15 protein-coding genes are annotated in these 15,869 nt (G+C 64.9%); 8 read left to right on the forward strand and 7 right to left on the reverse strand.

Annotated elements, in window-relative coordinates:
• Window positions 1–46 precede the first annotated feature (46 nt).
• A complete protein-coding gene (gene tesB, locus IF803_RS16840; protein WP_016841424.1) occupies window positions 47–910 on the forward strand; it encodes an acyl-CoA thioesterase II in 864 nt (287 codons plus the stop codon).
• Between the two features lie 43 nt (window positions 911–953).
• Here tesB and IF803_RS16845 read toward each other — a convergent pair whose 3' ends face one another.
• Window positions 954–1,844 carry a DUF4339 domain-containing protein gene (locus IF803_RS16845; protein WP_461192842.1) on the reverse strand — a complete coding sequence of 297 codons (891 nt, stop codon included), beginning with the start codon at window positions 1,842–1,844 and terminating at the stop codon, window positions 954–956.
• 330 nt (window positions 1,845–2,174) lie between these two features.
• Between IF803_RS16845 and IF803_RS16850 the strand changes: the two genes are divergently transcribed.
• The 5 genes from IF803_RS16850 (at window position 2,175) to IF803_RS16870 (ending at window position 5,412) form a co-directional block, all read left to right on the forward strand.
• On the forward strand, window positions 2,175–2,513 hold the full coding sequence (locus IF803_RS16850; RefSeq protein WP_016841426.1) for a P-II family nitrogen regulator: 339 nt from the start codon (window positions 2,175–2,177) through the stop codon (window positions 2,511–2,513).
• 83 nt (window positions 2,514–2,596) lie between these two features.
• On the forward strand, window positions 2,597–3,916 hold the full coding sequence (locus tag IF803_RS16855; RefSeq protein ID WP_461192895.1) for an ammonium transporter: 1,320 nt from the start codon (window positions 2,597–2,599) through the stop codon (window positions 3,914–3,916).
• 149 nt (window positions 3,917–4,065) lie between these two features.
• Window positions 4,066–4,380, forward strand: coding sequence for an ArsR/SmtB family transcription factor (locus IF803_RS16860; RefSeq protein WP_411780033.1), 315 nt, complete (start codon window positions 4,066–4,068; stop codon window positions 4,378–4,380).
• Entirely contained in the window at window positions 4,377–4,730 is a 354-nt protein-coding gene (locus IF803_RS16865; RefSeq protein WP_461192843.1) for an SRPBCC family protein, read from the forward strand. Before IF803_RS16860 ends, IF803_RS16865 begins: the two co-directional genes overlap by 4 nt.
• Window positions 4,731–4,785: 55 nt before the next feature.
• Window positions 4,786–5,412 carry an ATP-dependent Clp protease proteolytic subunit gene (locus tag IF803_RS16870; protein ID WP_461192844.1) on the forward strand — a complete coding sequence of 209 codons (627 nt, stop codon included), beginning with the start codon at window positions 4,786–4,788 and terminating at the stop codon, window positions 5,410–5,412.
• A 30-nt stretch (window positions 5,413–5,442) separates the two neighbouring features.
• On the opposite strand, the gene IF803_RS16875 is transcribed toward IF803_RS16870, so the two are convergent.
• Genes IF803_RS16875 through IF803_RS16900 form a run of 6 tightly spaced genes read right to left on the reverse strand, consistent with a single transcriptional unit; the run spans window position 5,443 to window position 13,190 of the window.
• Window positions 5,443–7,245 carry an alpha/beta fold hydrolase gene (locus IF803_RS16875; protein ID WP_461192845.1) on the reverse strand — a complete coding sequence of 601 codons (1,803 nt, stop codon included), beginning with the start codon at window positions 7,243–7,245 and terminating at the stop codon, window positions 5,443–5,445.
• Window positions 7,242–9,752 carry a glycoside hydrolase family 2 protein gene (locus IF803_RS16880; RefSeq protein WP_461192846.1) on the reverse strand — a complete coding sequence of 837 codons (2,511 nt, stop codon included), beginning with the start codon at window positions 9,750–9,752 and terminating at the stop codon, window positions 7,242–7,244. The genes IF803_RS16875 and IF803_RS16880 overlap by 4 nt, the downstream gene beginning before the upstream one ends.
• 46 nt (window positions 9,753–9,798) lie before the next feature.
• Window positions 9,799–10,797, reverse strand: a complete 999-nt coding sequence (locus IF803_RS16885) for a DUF1839 family protein (protein WP_461192847.1) — start codon at window positions 10,795–10,797, stop codon at window positions 9,799–9,801.
• 15 nt (window positions 10,798–10,812) lie between these two features.
• Window positions 10,813–11,736 (reverse strand): amino acid--[acyl-carrier-protein] ligase, encoded by a 924-nt coding sequence (locus tag IF803_RS16890; RefSeq protein ID WP_461192848.1) that lies wholly within the window; start codon window positions 11,734–11,736, stop codon window positions 10,813–10,815.
• A 1-nt stretch (window position 11,737) separates the two neighbouring features.
• Window positions 11,738–12,940, reverse strand: a complete 1,203-nt coding sequence (locus IF803_RS16895) for an acyl-CoA dehydrogenase family protein (RefSeq protein WP_461192849.1) — start codon at window positions 12,938–12,940, stop codon at window positions 11,738–11,740.
• A gap of 4 nt (window positions 12,941–12,944) precedes the next feature.
• Window positions 12,945–13,190, reverse strand: a complete 246-nt coding sequence (locus IF803_RS16900) for an acyl carrier protein (protein WP_304497994.1) — start codon at window positions 13,188–13,190, stop codon at window positions 12,945–12,947.
• A gap of 685 nt (window positions 13,191–13,875) precedes the next feature.
• Between IF803_RS16900 and IF803_RS16905 the strand changes: the two genes are divergently transcribed.
• On the forward strand, window positions 13,876–14,214 hold the full coding sequence (locus IF803_RS16905; protein WP_026192063.1) for a P-II family nitrogen regulator: 339 nt from the start codon (window positions 13,876–13,878) through the stop codon (window positions 14,212–14,214).
• A gap of 40 nt (window positions 14,215–14,254) precedes the next feature.
• Entirely contained in the window at window positions 14,255–15,703 is a 1,449-nt protein-coding gene (locus IF803_RS16910; RefSeq protein WP_092081240.1) for an ammonium transporter, read from the forward strand.
• The last annotated feature ends 166 nt before the right edge of the window (window positions 15,704–15,869 follow it).

The following is a 15,869-nucleotide window of genomic DNA, read 5'->3' on the forward strand; positions in this document are numbered from 1 at the left end:
AAACAAGGGCGGCTAACAGCCCCAATCGTCATTCCGGGGCCTATCCATGTCCAAGAGCCTGATCGACCTGCTGTCCATCCTCGATCTCGAGCAGCTCGAGGTGAATTTGTTCCGCGGCAACAGCCCGAAGACGAGCTGGCAGCGCGTGTTCGGCGGCCAGGTGATCGGCCAGGCGATGGTGGCGGCCTGCCGCACCGTCGAGGGTCGCCTGCCGCACTCGATCCATTGCTACTTCATCCTGCCCGGCGATCCGCAGATCCCGATCATCTACCAGGTCGAGCGGCTGCGCGACGGCAAGAGCTACACCACCCGCCGCGTCACCGCGATCCAGCACGGCAACGCGATCTTCTCCATCATGGTGTCGTTCCATGCCGAGGAAGAGAGCAACTTCAATCATCAGGAGAAGATGCCCGACGTACCGCCGCCGGAGAAGCTGACCGCGGAGGAGGTGTCGAAGCAGCCGATGTTCAAGGAGATGCCGGAGTTCATCCGCCGCTACTACGAGAGCGACCGGCCGATCGAGCTGCGCCCGGTCGAGCTCGGCCGTTATTTCGGCCAGAAGATCGACGACGGCCGCATCCATGTCTGGATCCGCACCGCGGCCAAGCTGCCCGACGATCCGGCGCTGCATCTGTGCGCGCTCGCCTATGCGTCGGATTTCTCGCTGCTCGATGCTGTGATGGCGCGCTACGGCCGCACGCTGTTCGACAAGCGCATGATGCCGGCGAGCCTCGATCACGCGATGTGGTTTCACCGCCCGTTCCGCGCCGACGAATGGCTGCTCTACGCGCAGGATTCGCCGAGCGCGCAGTCAGGCCGCGGCCTGACGCGCGGCCTGATCTTCAAGCCCGACGGCACCTTGGTGGCCTCCGTCGCGCAAGAAGGTTCGGTGCGCGAGCGAAAGGCGTAGAGCTCACGCTCGAACAGAGCCGGTCGGCACGATGAGATCGCGCTTACTGGCCGGCGTAGGCACCGCGCTCGGTCAGCGCGAATTGCGAGACGAACCAGTTGCCGTACCAGCGCAGCACCCACGGAATCGGGATCAGGAAGCCGCAAGCGATCGTGAACACGATGGTTCGCCACAGCACCTCGATGCCGGACGCGTTGAAGCTGACCTCGCGGCGTGTGCCGTCGATGTTGCGGCAGATCCAGCGCATCCAGGCGGTCAGCACCCAGGCCCAGCCGATGATGGTGATGGCCGAGACCACCATCGCCACGTACCAGCCGACATAGGCGACCGGGCTGCCCTTGAACGAGATCGGCAGGTCCTGGCCGCTCGAGCTGAGATGGCCGATGATCCAGCGCACGATCATCCAGCTCAGGAAGCCCTGCAACAGCAGCGAGAGCAGCGTCACGATGTTGCTGTTGGCCGCACCGGCATAGGTCAGTAGGCCGAGCACGATGAAGACCCACCAGATGTCGAGCGGCTGCCCGGTGAAGGCGAAATGCGGGCGGCCCGGCACGCGGATATAGGGAATCGCAAAGCGGTACAGGCCGGTCGCGGTCCACGGCGCCGGGATGACGAGAATCTGGCCGATGAACATCAAGAGGCTGCGTCCGAACAGGCCCCAGATCGGGAAGTCGGCCGACAGCGTGCCTCCGCTGTAGCTTCCGGACGCCGCCACCGGCGGCGGTCCGCCGGCCTGCGGAAATGCCGCCGGCGCGCCGGCGCTCGGGACGAGGCCCGGAATCTCCCCGGCCTTCTGCCAGCCGGCCATGCCCTCGGTCCACACCAGGGTGTCGGCCCCGACCATGCCCCGGGTGATCAGGTCGCGGAGCTGGGTTTCAGGCAGGGGGCCCTTTTGCTGGCCTTCGGATGCATAAAACCAGTTTCGGTTCGACATTTCTTGTTTCCTCGGGGCGCGCGCAGGGACGCGCGGTAGGCGAAACGAACCAGCAAGAGCGCTGGCCGGGGCGGGAAAGCCACATTGTGGCGGAGCGTTTCCAATCCGTACAGTGAGGGAGCTCACGCGCTGCGCATGTTTTCCGCTTCAACCTGCAACTTTTTTATGCCATTTGCCCAGAAAGCTGCCAGATTTGGCGGACGCGAAACGCCGGCTCGGGGATGGCAAATTGCCGCTCCGGGAGGCAGCAGGTGCCGGCTCGCGGGACGGCAAATGCCGCTCCGGGGACGGGCGCGCACGGAAAACCTCAAGGGAATGAAGGCCTGAACCATGAAACTCGTCGTCGCGATCATCAAACCGTTCAAGCTCGATGAGGTGCGCCAGGCGCTGACAGCGATCGGCGTCCACGGCATGACTGTGACCGAGGTGAAGGGCTATGGCCGCCAGAAGGGTCATACCGAGATCTATCGCGGCGCCGAATATGTCGTGAACTTTCTGCCCAAGCTTCGGATCGAGATCGCCGTCGATACCGAGCTCGCCGACAAGGCGGTCAGCGTCATCACCCAGCACGCCCGCACCGGCCAGATCGGCGACGGCAAGATCTTCGTGACGCCGATCGACCACGCGCTGCGCATCCGCACCGGCGAGACCGACAACGACGCGCTCTGAGAGTTATCGACATCGCCGCCGGCAACGACGCCGGCGTACGCAAACAATCCGCACCACGAAACGACCACCGCCGGGGAATGATGATGGGGGCACGAGCTCTTCGTGCAGCGATATCAGCTGCGCCGATCACTGCTGCAATCCTGTTCGCGCAAGCCATGCCGGCCTTCGCGCAGGACTCGGCATCCGGCTCCGGCATCAACGCCGCCGACACCGCCTGGATGATCGTCGCCACCGCACTGGTGCTGATGATGACGATCCCGGGACTGGCGCTGTTCTACTCCGGCATGGTGCGAAAGAAGAACGTGCTGGCGACGATGGCGCAGAGCCTCACCGCCGTTGCGCTCGTCTCGATCCTCTGGGTCACCTTCGGCTATTCGCTGAGCTTCGTCGGCGACGGTCCATGGCTCGGCTCGCTCGATCGCTGGTTCCTGGCCGGCATCACCATGGACAGCATCAATCCGGCGGCGAAGACCATCCCCGAAGCGCTGTTCATGCTGTACCAAATGACGTTCGCGATCATCACGGTGGCGCTGGTCGCAGGTTCGGTCGCCGACCGCATGCGGTTCTCCGCCTATGTGCTGTTCTCGATCGGCTGGTTCATCTTCGCCTATGTGCCGCTGGCGCATTGGGTGTGGGGCGGCGGCTTCCTCGCATCGGCGGGCGTGCTGGATTTCGCCGGCGGTCTCGTCGTGCATCTCTCCGCCGGTATCAGCGGCCTGGTCGCGGCCAAGGTGATGGGCAACCGCCACGGCTATGGCCATGACAATCTTTCGCCGTTCGACCTGTCGCTCGCGGTGGTCGGCACCGGCCTGCTCTGGGTCGGCTGGTTCGGCTTCAACGGCGGTTCGGCGCTCGCGGCCAATTCGCGCGCGGTGATGGCGATCACCGCCACCCATCTTGCGGCCTGCGCCGGCGCGCTGACCTGGGGCGCGATCGAATGGGCGACGCGCCGCAAGCCGTCGGTGCTCGGCATGATCTCGGGCGCGGTCGCGGGGCTCGGCACCATCACCCCGGCATCCGGCTTCGTCGCGCCGTGGCACGGCGTCATCATCGGCATCATTGCCGGCCTGGTCTGCTTCTGGGCCTGCACCTGGCTGAAGCATCGCTTCAAATATGACGACTCGCTCGACGTGTTCGGCGTGCACGGCATCGGCGGCCTGACCGGCACGCTGCTTGCCGGCGTGTTCGCGGCCTCCGCGATCGGCGGCACGTCCGGCCTGCTCGAGGGCAATCCGAAGCAGCTGCTGATCCAGCTCTACGGCGTCGCGGCCACCTTTGTCTGGTGCGGCGGCGTCACCTTCGTGCTGCTCAAGCTGGTCAGCGCCTTCGTCCCGCTGCGCGTCTCGATGCAGCAGGAGCTGGAGGGCCTCGACATCTCGCAGCACGGCGAAGCGCTGCAGTAGCAGCCGAGCTCGTATCGCCGGGACGAGATGGGCGCTGCGCGGGCGAATTCGTAAAACAACCCCATGCAAAGTACCCGCGCGCCGCGACGTCACGCTGCACGGGACAGTTCAGGCTTGCACGACACATAAGTATATGCTTATGTGTCGGCATGGTCGATACCGATATCTTCAAGGCGCTGGCCGATCCGACCCGCCGCAAGGTCTTTGAGAAGCTGGCCGACGGCAGCCTGAACGCCAGCGCCTTGCGAGACGGACTTGAGATCAGCCAGCCGGCGATGTCGCAGCATCTGGCGGTGCTGCGCGCGGCAGGGCTGGTGCGCGAGCAGCGGCAGGGCCGCTTCGTGAATTATGAGGTCGACCCGGACGGCATCGCCAGCATCGGGACCTGGCTCGCCCGCTACCGCGCCTATTGGCCGAAGCGCATCGAAGCGCTCTCCGACCTCTTGAAGGACATGGATCAATGAGCGACACGGTTGAGCCTGACGCCGACGCGGCCCTGGTGATCGAATACGAGCTCGACGCACCGCCTGAAAAAGTGTGGCGTGCGGTGACCATTCCAGCCCTGCGCGAACGCTGGCTCCCGGGTTGCGATCTCGCGGACGCTGAACCCCTGTCATCGATCGCTGGCGAAGAGGTGCGCTTCCGGCTGCGCGAGTCCGAGCCGCCGTTTCGCGAAAGCCATGTCACCTTCCGGATCGAGCCGAACGAGGCCGGCGGCACCCGCTTTCGCATCATCCAGCAAGCCTGCGACATCAGGGCAAAGCAGCCGCAACCGGCCAACAGCAACAACCGCTGCCTGATGCGCGCGGCTTAATCCCAAACTTCAACACCCGTTGAGACTTCATCACCTGCAGCAATGGAGGTCGCCGATGCGCGACATGATGCAACTCGTCCCTATGGTCGTCGAACAGTCGACCCGCGGCGAACGTTCCTTCGACATCTATTCCAGGCTCCTGCGCGAGCGCATCATCTTCCTGAACGGCGAGGTCAATGATGCGATGTCCGGACTGGTCTGCGCCCAGCTGCTGTTCCTCGAGGCCGAGAATCCGCACAAGCCGATCAACCTCTACATCAACTCCTATGGCGGCGTGATCACCAGCGGGCTTGCGATGTACGACACCATGCAGTTCATCAAGGCGCCGGTGCACACGCTGTGCATGGGCACGGCGCGCTCCATGGGGTCGTTCCTTTTGATGGCCGGCGAGCCCGGTCATCGCGCCGCGCTTCCGAATGCGAGCCTCCACGTGCATCAGCCGCTCGGCGGCTTCCAGGGCCAGGCATCCGACATCCTGATCCATGCCACCGAAATGCAGGAGACCAAACGACGCATCATCCGGCTCTATGCGCAGCACTGCGGGCGCAGCGAAGCCGACGTGGAACGGACCCTGGATCGCGATCACTTCATGTCCGCGCAGCAGGCGCTCGAATGGGGATTGATCGACAAGGTCTTCGCCGAACGCGACGCCGCCGAAAAACATGATCCGGTGCCGCGCTGATCTTCGTCGCTGGAGCGGCCAAACCGTGTTTCATGACAGCGCCATCGATTTAGGCTTCACCTCGGCATGCTGCACCGTGACCCGCACGGCATCGGGACGGCTCGATCCTCCGCGCCTGCCGCCGCGGTGGTCGATCAGGCGCGCGACGACAGCGCGCCGCGCATGACGAGGCGTCAGCGAATGGTCGGCGTTCGGCAGCGTCAACCGCGACACGCCAGGGATGCTTGTGAGCCGTTTGCCGTCCTGACCAAAATGCCGTGCGATCTCCTGCAGGCTGAGATCGCCGTCCGAGGTGACCATGAGGACGCGTACGTCGCGACTGCAAAGCTCGCGCATCCAGCGCTCGACGCGGTTACGACCAAGCAGGGCTGACGGATGCGTCGCCGACAACGTCGACTTGACGGCTTCCAATCCGCGCCGCACCAGCCGCCTGGCGCTATCTGACACTGACAGCTTCCAGGCGGACTTGGTCGTCATCGCAGGCCCCTGCGCCGGACCGATCTGCTGCTGGCTTCCGCGATTCGCCTTGGAGGCTTCGTATGCTTTCCAGGCCGTCAGCTCCAGCGCGTAGGAACTGTTCCAGGCAAAGCAGAGCGGGTTGATCATGGTCAGGGCGCGGACGCGGCGGTCCGCGCGCGCAGTGTGAAAGGCCTGGAAGGCGCCCGAGCATGTGCCCACAAGCTCGACTTTGGCAAAGCCCGCCCGCTGCATCCAGTCAATCGCCGCGCCGACGTCAAGGCGGGTGCTGGAATCATAGAGGAACAGACGATCGCTCGCAGCATCGTCGCTCAGGCCGATACCCGGCAGGTCGATGCGCAGCGACGCCACGCCGGCGGCCGCCAGCTCGCGCGCCGCCTCGACCGTGCCGCGCGCCCAGCCGACATGCGGCACGCCGCCGGAGTTGAGGAAGATGACCGGATCGGCCGCAGCATGGCTGACACGCGGCCGGGTCAGCACGCCACAGATCGATGACGCCCGCCCGATCACAACCGGCTCTTCCGTGTAGTGCGACCCCTCCAGTACCTCGCGGCCGGGCAAGGATTCGACGCGCTGAACCGCGCCGGCGACGGCCCGATCGGACAGCCAGTCCGTCCAGCAACCGACAACGTCGGCCGGAATCCGGTTCGCGGTCGGGTCGCACATGAGCAGATGATAGTCCTTGAACTGCACGATCGTCGTGCTTTCGACCGAAGTCCGGCCATCGCGGATTTCAGAGACTGTCAACGGCTTTCCGTTCGCGATCGAAAGCATCGGCAGTGGCGGAAGGGCCGCGACGGCCCGCCGCCAATCCAGCCTCGACAGATCGGCGAGCGTCTCATGCGAAAGCCGGAAGCCGACGGCCTCGCGTCCCTCGGCGAACGTCGCGTCGCTTGCGGCGCTGTTGGCGAGCGTCCCATCGATCACGCGGGACATCGCGGTGATTTCGCGCACATAGGTTTTGCCGGAACCCGGTGGCGCCAGCAAAGCAAGGCCCGCCACGTCATCGCGTCCCACCGCGGCGAGCGGGGCCAGCAGCGCACCGAGCCGGAAGCCGGCGAGGATGACATCCTCGACGCCGCAATCCCGCTTCAACCGGTCGATCGCAGCGCCGATGCTTGCAGTCCAGGCCATCACCTGGCCCGGCGCCGCGTGGTCGCCGGCCGCGTTGCCGCAGCCGGGATAGTCAAACAACAGGGTAGGCAGGCCCGCCGCGGCCGCCTTGTCGGACAACAGCTTCAGGAATCGGCGACTGCACAGATCCTCATGACCGTGCGCGCCGGCAATGACGACACCCCGCCTTCCCTTCGCTTCGTTCAGCCAGCCGATGGTATCGGCAAAGACAACTGGTTTCATGTCATGCTCCCGGCGGACTCATTTGTCCGCCCGACTTCCAATTCTTCTGCTCTGGGCGCCTCGTAGCTCATGTCGCGATCGGCATTGAGCGCCGTCACTGTGCCGCCAGGCGTCGCCACATGCGGACCGTCAAGGCCGACCTCCCGCTCGGTGCCCGGCATCAGGTGAAAATTGTTCTCCCCTGGAACGAACAGATCGTCCTGGATGGAGACGTGATAGGCCGCGCGTTTGCAGGCGAGCCGCAGCCGCCACGCGTCCTTCCGGCGCACCAAACTCACAGTCAGGCCCACGTCGCGCCGCGCGGTCATGACATCCGGCAGCACATGGAAGGCCTCGGCAAGGACCTTCCCGTCGTCGTCTTCCAGCCTTGCCACGGTGACTTCATGTCCGGGCGGCCCGAAGCGATAGGCGTAGGAGATATCGAAAAAGGCGCCGAGCACCGAGAAGGCCGAAAGCGACAGGCCACCGTGCGCCGGCACGCTGATCGGCCGGCGAGCCGACACCACCGCCGTGACGCCGTCCCGCAGACAGGTCAGCGACAATGTCGCCTGGACGGTCTTCGCAGTATCGTTGACGGCATGGACGGTCAGCCCGTTGACGCCCTCATCGCTCAGGATCAGCCGCAACGGGGCAAATGCCCGCCTGAGCCCGTGCCAGACGGGTTTCGGCCGGCCGGTCGAATCGACCACGCCCCAACCCGCACCCGGCCGCAAATCCTTCCAGAAGAACAGCAGCGCTCCGGCCGTCAGCGAACAGGGTCTGCGCCATTCGTCGATGGTGCGCTCCACCACCTCGGTCGTCACCGCACGGGAAAGCTCGAGATAGCGACTGGTATTCTCGATGCGCAGCCGGCGTGCGTCGACGGAAAAAAGCGTTTCCAGATAATGCTCGCGCACATCCTCGAAGTCCCAGGAGGCGCCGACGTCGCGCGGTACACCCGCCTTCCAGCGCGGATCGTGCACCGGCGGCACCGGCAGTTGCGCATCCAGCGTTGCCTTGTCAGGCACATTGGCAAAGGCAAGGCATTCGCTCGCGAAGCGCACCTCGGCCCGGCGCGCGTCATCCAGCGGACGGCAATAGGCACCGACCCCGTAATAATGCGTCGGCCCGCCATCGGCCGTGAACGGCAGGTTGCCGCCGGATGGCGATGACGTCACAAGCACCACGTCGGGACGCCGCACTTCGGCGATGGGGCGCACCACCTTGTCGAACCAGGGCGTCGGGTCCATCGACGTCGGCAAGCCCATCATCGCCGCCTGCTGCGCCACCTCGCTGCCACCGCACAGAACGGCGAGTGACGGCGAATGCCTGAGCCGCCCGAGCAGATTCCCGACCTCGCGCGAGAGCGACGCCTGCCAGGCTTCGTCCTTCGCCGGATAGTCGAAATTGGCGAGCATCAGGTCCTGCCAGACCAGGATGCCCATCTCGTCGCAAAGCTCGTGAAATGCGTCGCTCTCATAGACGAACGTGCCGCCGACCCTGAGCATGTTGACCCCGGCCCGCCGCGCAAGATCGAGGTCGCGCGCGACTTCCGCGCGTGAGGACGGCAGCCGCACCGGATCGGACGGCGTCCACACCGCGCCGCGGCAAAAGACGGATACGCCATTGACAACCAGCCGAAAGCCGCGGCCGTCGGCGCCACGATCGATCTCGATATGCCGAAAGCCGACGCGGCCGAGTGCAATTCGCATCGGGCCGAGCGTCAGGACGACCTCGTGCAACGCCGGTTCACCATGGCTGTTCGGCCACCATGGCGCAACGTTCGCGATATCCAGTCTTGCCGTCAGCCGCGTGACTGTCTCGGCCGTCAACGCGGCGACAGCGCCCGCACAGGCGATCATGGCCGGCGTGCCGTCTAACGGCTCGACCAGCGTGACCGTGACCGAAAGATGCCCTGTCGTGCCGGCGAGGTCGGCCCGCATCTGCACATCGCGCACGGCTTGACGATCGGTATCGCGGATCAGCTTGATCGGCCGCCACGGTCCGACGATGTCGAAGCCCGGGGACCAACCCGGCATATGGCCGATCAGCGTGGTCCGCACGAGCCTCAGCCGCTGATCGTCGATCATGCGCGGCCTCCAGCGCGCACGCGGACCGGTCAAGGTTTCCAGATGGCGCTTGAGGCTGCGGAATGCGATGACCAGTTGCTCGCCGCCGGCAAGCGTCACAGCCACATCATGGCGCTCGAACATCGAGGTCGAGGACAGCACGAGGCGATCGTCGAGCCAGACCTCCGCGACCGTCGCCAAGCCGTCAAATACAAGACGGACGGGTCCTGCGGCATCGAGCCGGCGACGATACCAGACGTCCTGGTCGTGCAGCGGAGCGGGATGGTTGCGGTCCCAGCGGCCAAGCCCTTCCAGCGCAGCTGCGGCCGTGCCGGGGCACGCCGCCTCCAGCCATTCGGCGCTGCCGTCGATCGCCGCCGGAGACGCCCACGCGCCGGCCGGCGAGACGACCATGCGCCAGCCGCTGTCCAGGAGCTCGGCCGTCTCGGTCGTCGACACAAAAGTGTCCGTGCACACACGCATTCCCATGACCGGCAAGCCAGTCCTATGCTGCCTTACTGGCGAGATCAGTCATACGACGGTCCAGCGCGTCCATCACCGTTTGCCAGGCCTTGGCCATCGGCCCGATGCCGTCCGCGAGCCCATCGAACCGATGCCGGGCCATGGCGCGGGCGAGCTTGAATTGCATGACCTTGGCGCCCTCGGCGATCGCCGCGGCGGCTTCGATCGCCTCAGCGAGACTGGTCTCGCCGCGCCGTCCCAGCCATTCCAGATGACTGGAGAGGAGTTCGAAATTGGCGCCCACCTGCCGCAACGTGTTGAAGGCGTAGACGTGAAAATACTCCGGTGACCGGCCGGCCAGCACCTCGGCATGGCGGCCGAACACGGCCGCGTAAGCGTCGAGCGGATTGCGCTTCGGCCTCCGCCGCAGATGCTGCGCGAGGATCTCGGTAGCGGCACCGACCGGATCGCGCGAAGGGCGCGTGGCGTCGAATTTGACGAACTCGGCGTAGGGAAACAGCGGCAGGCCGCCGGCCGGCGCGCCGTCGCGCTGTCCGAAAATGCCGTCGTAGTCCTCGCCGTCCAGCGCAAAGTAGCCGTCGTTGTGGAAGTAGGCCATGTGGCGGCGCCCGGGAACGAGCACATTGATGCCGACCGTCGTCTTGGAATGGCCGGTGCGATAGGTGATGCCCTTGGTGTCGGGCAGATGGAAGGCATCGACCTCGACCAGCGGCAGCCGCCCGCGCTCGATCTGATTGAGAACATGCGTCTCCAGGCGATCGAACACGGACAGTTCCTGGATATCCAGGCCGGCCAATCGCTGCAGGTCGGCCGTCGGGAATTTGAAGAACGTGAACTGGTCGCCTTCGAAATCCTGCGCGACGGTGAAGCCGAGCGCCGCGACCGGGTCATTCCCGGTCGCATGCATCACCTCGATCAGCAGATCGACATAGCAGTTGGTCTGTGGCCATCGCCGCTCCGGATCGTGCAACCCGTGCGGCTTGTGGGCGGCCGGATCGAGCCCGGCGATGGCGCTCTTCATTTCAGTTGCCCCAAATCAGTTGCTCCAAAGCGTCTCACGCACCGAAGCCGGCCAGGCCTCGACGTCAGGGCCGTGATGGCGGAACAGCGCGAGCGCCACGCGCTCCAGCCCGAAGCCGACGCAGGCCGAGTGGCACAGGCTGCCATCCGCGAATTTGAGGCCCCAGGTCTGGCCGAAATGGTCGCGATGATAGTTGAAGGACAAGCAGGCCGTCGGTTTCTCGATACTGGTCACCGGGATCAGCAGCTCGAACTTGAGTCCTTCGTCGCGCTGGTTGTTGGCCATCATCTTGCCGCCGCGGCCGAAGAACGGATCGTTGGCGAGGTCAACTTCGCATGGCAGGTCGAGTGATTCGATCATCGCCTTGCCGCGCTCCAGCCAGCTTTCGCGGAAGGCGCACACCTGCTCGGCCGTCCCGATGCGGACGAATTCGCGCATGCGGAAGAGCTGCATGCGCGCCGGATCCTTGGAAGGCTCGTGGCGGAAGCAATAAGAGGAAAGCTCGAACAGGACACCGTCGTCGGGCACCGGACCGCGCGCGGCAACGGTCGGATAGAGCGGGTAGCAGGCGGCCGGCGTCAGCACCACGTTCGTCGCCTGCTGCAGTTCGGTCCAGTCCTCTCCCGCGGCCATCATGCCGAGAAGCTGCGCATGCTCGCGCTCGCCGCCCATGAAGGAATGCACGCAGCCCGCGAGCTGCGGGAAACTCTTCATGTAACCGCTGCCTTCAAGCGTCGCGCGACTCATGCCCGGCGGGAAGTGGATGCGGGTTGCCTTGTCCGGCGCTCCGATGCGCGTCACGAGCCGCTCAAAGCGCTCGATCACCTCTTCGAAAACGCCGGAGCGGCCATAAAGCCCGTCTACTCCGGTCTTGAACAGGATGCTCTTGTCGAACAGGGTGTCGAGCAGGCTCTTTGCATCGAACGTCTTGGCGTCCATCTCAACCTCTCAGGCTGGTATCAAAGCGACTCATCAGCAGGAGCGTCGCGGTGTTGGAAAGAATACGGTCGTTCGAAATCATCACCGGCGCTGAGCTCACGTCGCGCAGGTGTCTGCCGACGCTGAACGGCGTGCCGTTCTTGTAGCCGACGATGCCGTTGACCAGCATGGCGAGCCGCACGATCGCCCCAGCCTTCTCGCTCGCAGCGACCTTCAGCGCGTTGATCTCAGCGGTGAAGCCGATCGAGGAGAGCGCGTCGTCATTGCCCTTGGCCGCATCGAAGCGGTGAATGGCCGCCGTGAGATGACCCTTCATCTCCTGAAGCAGGGCGGCCGCTTCGGCGAGCCGTAGCGCGCCCGGCGGGAGACTTCCATCCGCCTGCTTGCGCGCCGCAGCCTTGACGAATGCTTGCGCGCGATTGAAGGCATCGGTGGCGATACCGAACCAGGTCGCGCCCCAGAAGATATGCGAGCTCGCCAGCATCGACTGCGCCGCGATCTCCGAGAACGGCTTGGGGAAGATCTGCGCCGCGTCACCGTGCGCGACAAGATGGAAACCGTCCGAACAGGTGCCGCGCATTCCGAGCGTGTCCCATACGGAGGTGCGCTCCAGCGTGCGGTTCAGGTCTGCGGGAATGACAACCATCACCTGATCGGAGCTTGCGGCGTCCGGAGCGCGCCGCGCCGTGGCGAGAATTGCGTCGGCATGGCGGCCGTAGGAAATGACGGTCGCTTCCTTGGTCAGCGAGAAACGGCCGTCTGCCACTTCAACCGCACAGATCGAATTACGCAAATTGCCGCCGATGCCGGCTTCCGTGGTCGCGGAGGCCATCAGCAACTGCTCAGCCGCAATGCGACGCATATAGGCCAGATGCCAGTCGCTGGCGCCGCCGTGGCTGACGAAGCTCGACGTCTTGATCTGATGCATGGCGTAGATCATGGCGCTCGAGCCGCACGCCTGGGCGAGCTGGACGATGAGATCCGCGATCTCCATCGTGCCCAATCCCTCCCCGCCATGCTCGACGGGGATCGCGACGCCGAGCAGGCGCTCGCGCTTCAATGCTTCGATGGTGTCAACCGGAAAACGGCCCTCGCGGTCGACCGCGTCGACCTGCTGCGCGGCGATCTTGGCGACCCGACGCATGCGCTCGGCCGGCGTGTCGGCAGAGGCCGGCACCGGCTCTATCATTCTCACCACGCTCATGGTGTTACGCCGCCTGCTGTGTCAGCCGCGAAACGGCGTCCGCGACGTTGGAGAGCGACGAGAAGGTCCGTCGCGTGAGCATCGCTTCGGGAAATTCGATGTTGAACTCTTCCTCAAGCGCCAGCATCACCTGCACCGTGGCGAAGGATGTCAGCCCTGCGTCATAGAGATTCGTGTCGTCGGTGATCGTGTTGAAATCCAGCGAAATCATCGGCTGCTGCTCGAGCAGCGCGCGGATACGATCAATCATTGGTTGCCCCACCTGTCATTGAAGTTCTTATGCGGCGGCAATAGCGCAACGACGGCAACGGCGGCGTTAACGCCGGAACTACAATGCTACAGACAGCTAACGATCCGTAACGAACACTGCCGAAAGTGCGGGACTTGTACCGTCTTGGTGCGCTTGCCGCATACGGCCCTGGTCCGGCTCGTGCAGAACGGCGCGGCGATCATGCCCGCCACTGGCTTCGCTTGCCTTCGCGGATCTCGGCGCAGGTCACGTCCCGGGGGCGGGAATTCAGGCAAGCCGATGAAGCCCAACGGCAAATTCCCTCGGCGCAATCCGTCCGGCAGGCTCACGAACCGGCGGCCCGATCGAGAGGGTGGTCGCAGGCTGCGGGACAGCCTGGCAGCTGTGTCTGGGTACCGTCTCCTGCACCACGGCTGAGCAGAATTGTGTCCGGAGTTGGCCGTGCCTGCGTTATAGACAGGCCTGACCATATTTTAGGCGCGGCGGAATAGCGCAGGGGCAACTCCCTCCCGCAAAGCGGGAAAAGGTCCGGATTCATAATCCATTAGCGAACTCCGGCCGTTTGGCACGGCATTTGATTCTAAGGGTCCAGGCTGTGCCCGCGTAGTGGATGTCCTCCGCGTGGTGAACCTCAGTCGAAACTCCCGGTGTTCATTCGCACCGGGCCCAAGCGGGGATAGGACTCATGAAAATTGTTATGGCGATCATTAAGCCATTCAAGCTCGAAGAGGTCCGTGACGCCCTGACCGCCATTGGCGTTCATGGTCTCACGGTGACGGAAGTCAAAGGCTACGGCCGCCAGAAAGGCCACACGGAAATCTATCGCGGTGCCGAATATGCCGTGAGCTTCCTGCCCAAGATCAAGATCGAGGTCGCGGTCAATTCCGATCAGGTCGACAAGACCATCGACGCCATCACCTCCGCCGCCAAGACCGGTCAGATCGGCGACGGCAAGATCTTCGTCATCAGCCTCGATCACGCCGTGCGCATCCGCACCGGCGAGGCCGATGCCGCGGCCCTCTGACTTTCGCGCTCAAACCTTAAGACCTCAGGAGTGAAATAACATGACGTTCAAGCGTCCCTACGGCGCGGGACTTGCGGCCCTTGCAGTCGGCCTGTTCGCCGCGACCGCCGCCTACGCCGAGCCGACCGTCAACAAGGGCGACAACGCCTGGATGCTGACCTCGACGGTGCTGGTGCTGCTGATGACCATCCCCGGCCTCGCGCTGTTCTATGGCGGCCTGGTCCGCTCCAAGAACATGCTCTCGGTGCTGGCGCAGGTGTTCTACACGGTCTGCCTCGTCACCGTGCTCTGGGCCCTCTACGGCTACAGCCTCGCCTTCACCGGCGGCTCCGACTTCATCGGCGGCTTCTCCAAGGCCTTCCTGATGGGCGTCACGCCGGACTCGAAGGCGGCGACCTTCTCGGTCGACGCCAACATCTCGGAACTCATCTATATGTGCTTCCAGATGACCTTCGCGGCGATCACGCCGGCCCTCATCGTCGGCGCCTTCGCCGAGCGCATGAAGTTCGCGGCGATCGCGCTATTCATCCCGCTCTGGGTGACCCTGATCTATTTCCCGATCGCGCACATGGTCTGGTACTGGCCGGGCCCGGACGCGATCCAGGATGCCGCCAAGGCGCTCGCCGCTGCGGCTGACGGCGCGGCCAAGACCGCGGCGCAGGCCAAGCTCGACGAGATCAACGCCGATGCCGGCTGGATCTTCAAGAAGGGCGCGATCGACTTCGCGGGCGGCACCGTCGTGCACATCAACGCGGGCATCGCCGGCCTGGTCGGCGCGCTGCTGATCGGCAAGCGGACCGGTTACGGCAAGGAGCTGATGGCTCCGCACTCGCTGACCATGACCATGATCGGCGCCTCGCTGCTCTGGGTCGGCTGGTTCGGCTTCAACGCCGGCTCCAACCTCGAAGCCAATGGCGGCGCTGCGCTCGCCATGACCAACTCCTTCGTGGCGACCGCCGCGGCGGCGTTGTCCTGGATGTTCGCGGAATGGATCATCAAGGGCCATCCCTCGCTGCTCGGCGCGCTGTCGGGTGCGGTCGCGGGCCTCGTCGCGGTGACCCCGGCGGCCGGCTATGCCGGTCCGATGGGCGCCATCGTACTCGGCCTCGTGGTCGGCGTGGTCTGCCTGTTCTTCTGCACGGTCGTGAAGAACGCGCTCGGCTATGACGACTCGCTCGACGTGTTCGGCGTTCACTGCGTCGGCGGCATCGTCGGCGCGCTCGGCACCGGCATCCTGGTCAACCCGGCGCTCGGCGGTGCAGGCATCATCGACTACACCGCGATCCCGCCGAAGGTCGCCGATTATGACTTCGCGGCTCAGATGATCTCGCAGGTTTGGGGCGTCTGCACCACGCTGGTGTGGTCGGGCATCGGTTCGGCGATCCTCTACAAGATCGTCGACGTGATCGTCGGCCTGCGCGCCAACGTCGAGACCGAGCGCGAAGGCCTCGACATCACCGAGCACACGGAGCGCGCCTACAACATGTGAAATTAGCGGCCCTTGAGGGCCGTCAATTTGGGTTCTCCCGGGGCGCGACCTCCCCAAGCGGTCGTTCCCAGAACTACGGTCCGGACACATACCCGGCAATGTTCGGGCCGTTGAGGGGCTCCAGCGCAAGCTGGGGCCCCTTTCTTTTTTCTGCGGCTTGAGAAAA

It is taken from the genome of Bradyrhizobium sp. UFLA06-06, assembly GCF_054820065.1.

Coding starts and splice junctions, on each gene's coding strand:
- tesB (WP_016841424.1), top strand. CDS start 47: ATGTCCAAGAGCCTGATCGACCTGCTGTCCATCCTCGATCTCGAGCAG.
- IF803_RS16845 (WP_461192842.1), bottom strand. CDS start 1,844: ATGTCGAACCGAAACTGGTTTTATGCATCCGAAGGCCAGCAAAAGGGC.
- IF803_RS16850 (WP_016841426.1), top strand. CDS start 2,175: ATGAAACTCGTCGTCGCGATCATCAAACCGTTCAAGCTCGATGAGGTG.
- IF803_RS16855 (WP_461192895.1), top strand. CDS start 2,597: ATGGGGGCACGAGCTCTTCGTGCAGCGATATCAGCTGCGCCGATCACT.
- IF803_RS16860 (WP_411780033.1), top strand. CDS start 4,066: ATGGTCGATACCGATATCTTCAAGGCGCTGGCCGATCCGACCCGCCGC.
- IF803_RS16865 (WP_461192843.1), top strand. CDS start 4,377: ATGAGCGACACGGTTGAGCCTGACGCCGACGCGGCCCTGGTGATCGAA.
- IF803_RS16870 (WP_461192844.1), top strand. CDS start 4,786: ATGCGCGACATGATGCAACTCGTCCCTATGGTCGTCGAACAGTCGACC.
- IF803_RS16875 (WP_461192845.1), bottom strand. CDS start 7,245: ATGAAACCAGTTGTCTTTGCCGATACCATCGGCTGGCTGAACGAAGCG.
- IF803_RS16885 (WP_461192847.1), bottom strand. CDS start 10,797: ATGAAGAGCGCCATCGCCGGGCTCGATCCGGCCGCCCACAAGCCGCAC.
- IF803_RS16890 (WP_461192848.1), bottom strand. CDS start 11,736: ATGGACGCCAAGACGTTCGATGCAAAGAGCCTGCTCGACACCCTGTTC.
- IF803_RS16895 (WP_461192849.1), bottom strand. CDS start 12,940: ATGAGCGTGGTGAGAATGATAGAGCCGGTGCCGGCCTCTGCCGACACG.
- IF803_RS16900 (WP_304497994.1), bottom strand. CDS start 13,190: ATGATTGATCGTATCCGCGCGCTGCTCGAGCAGCAGCCGATGATTTCG.
- IF803_RS16905 (WP_026192063.1), top strand. CDS start 13,876: ATGAAAATTGTTATGGCGATCATTAAGCCATTCAAGCTCGAAGAGGTC.
- IF803_RS16910 (WP_092081240.1), top strand. CDS start 14,255: ATGACGTTCAAGCGTCCCTACGGCGCGGGACTTGCGGCCCTTGCAGTC.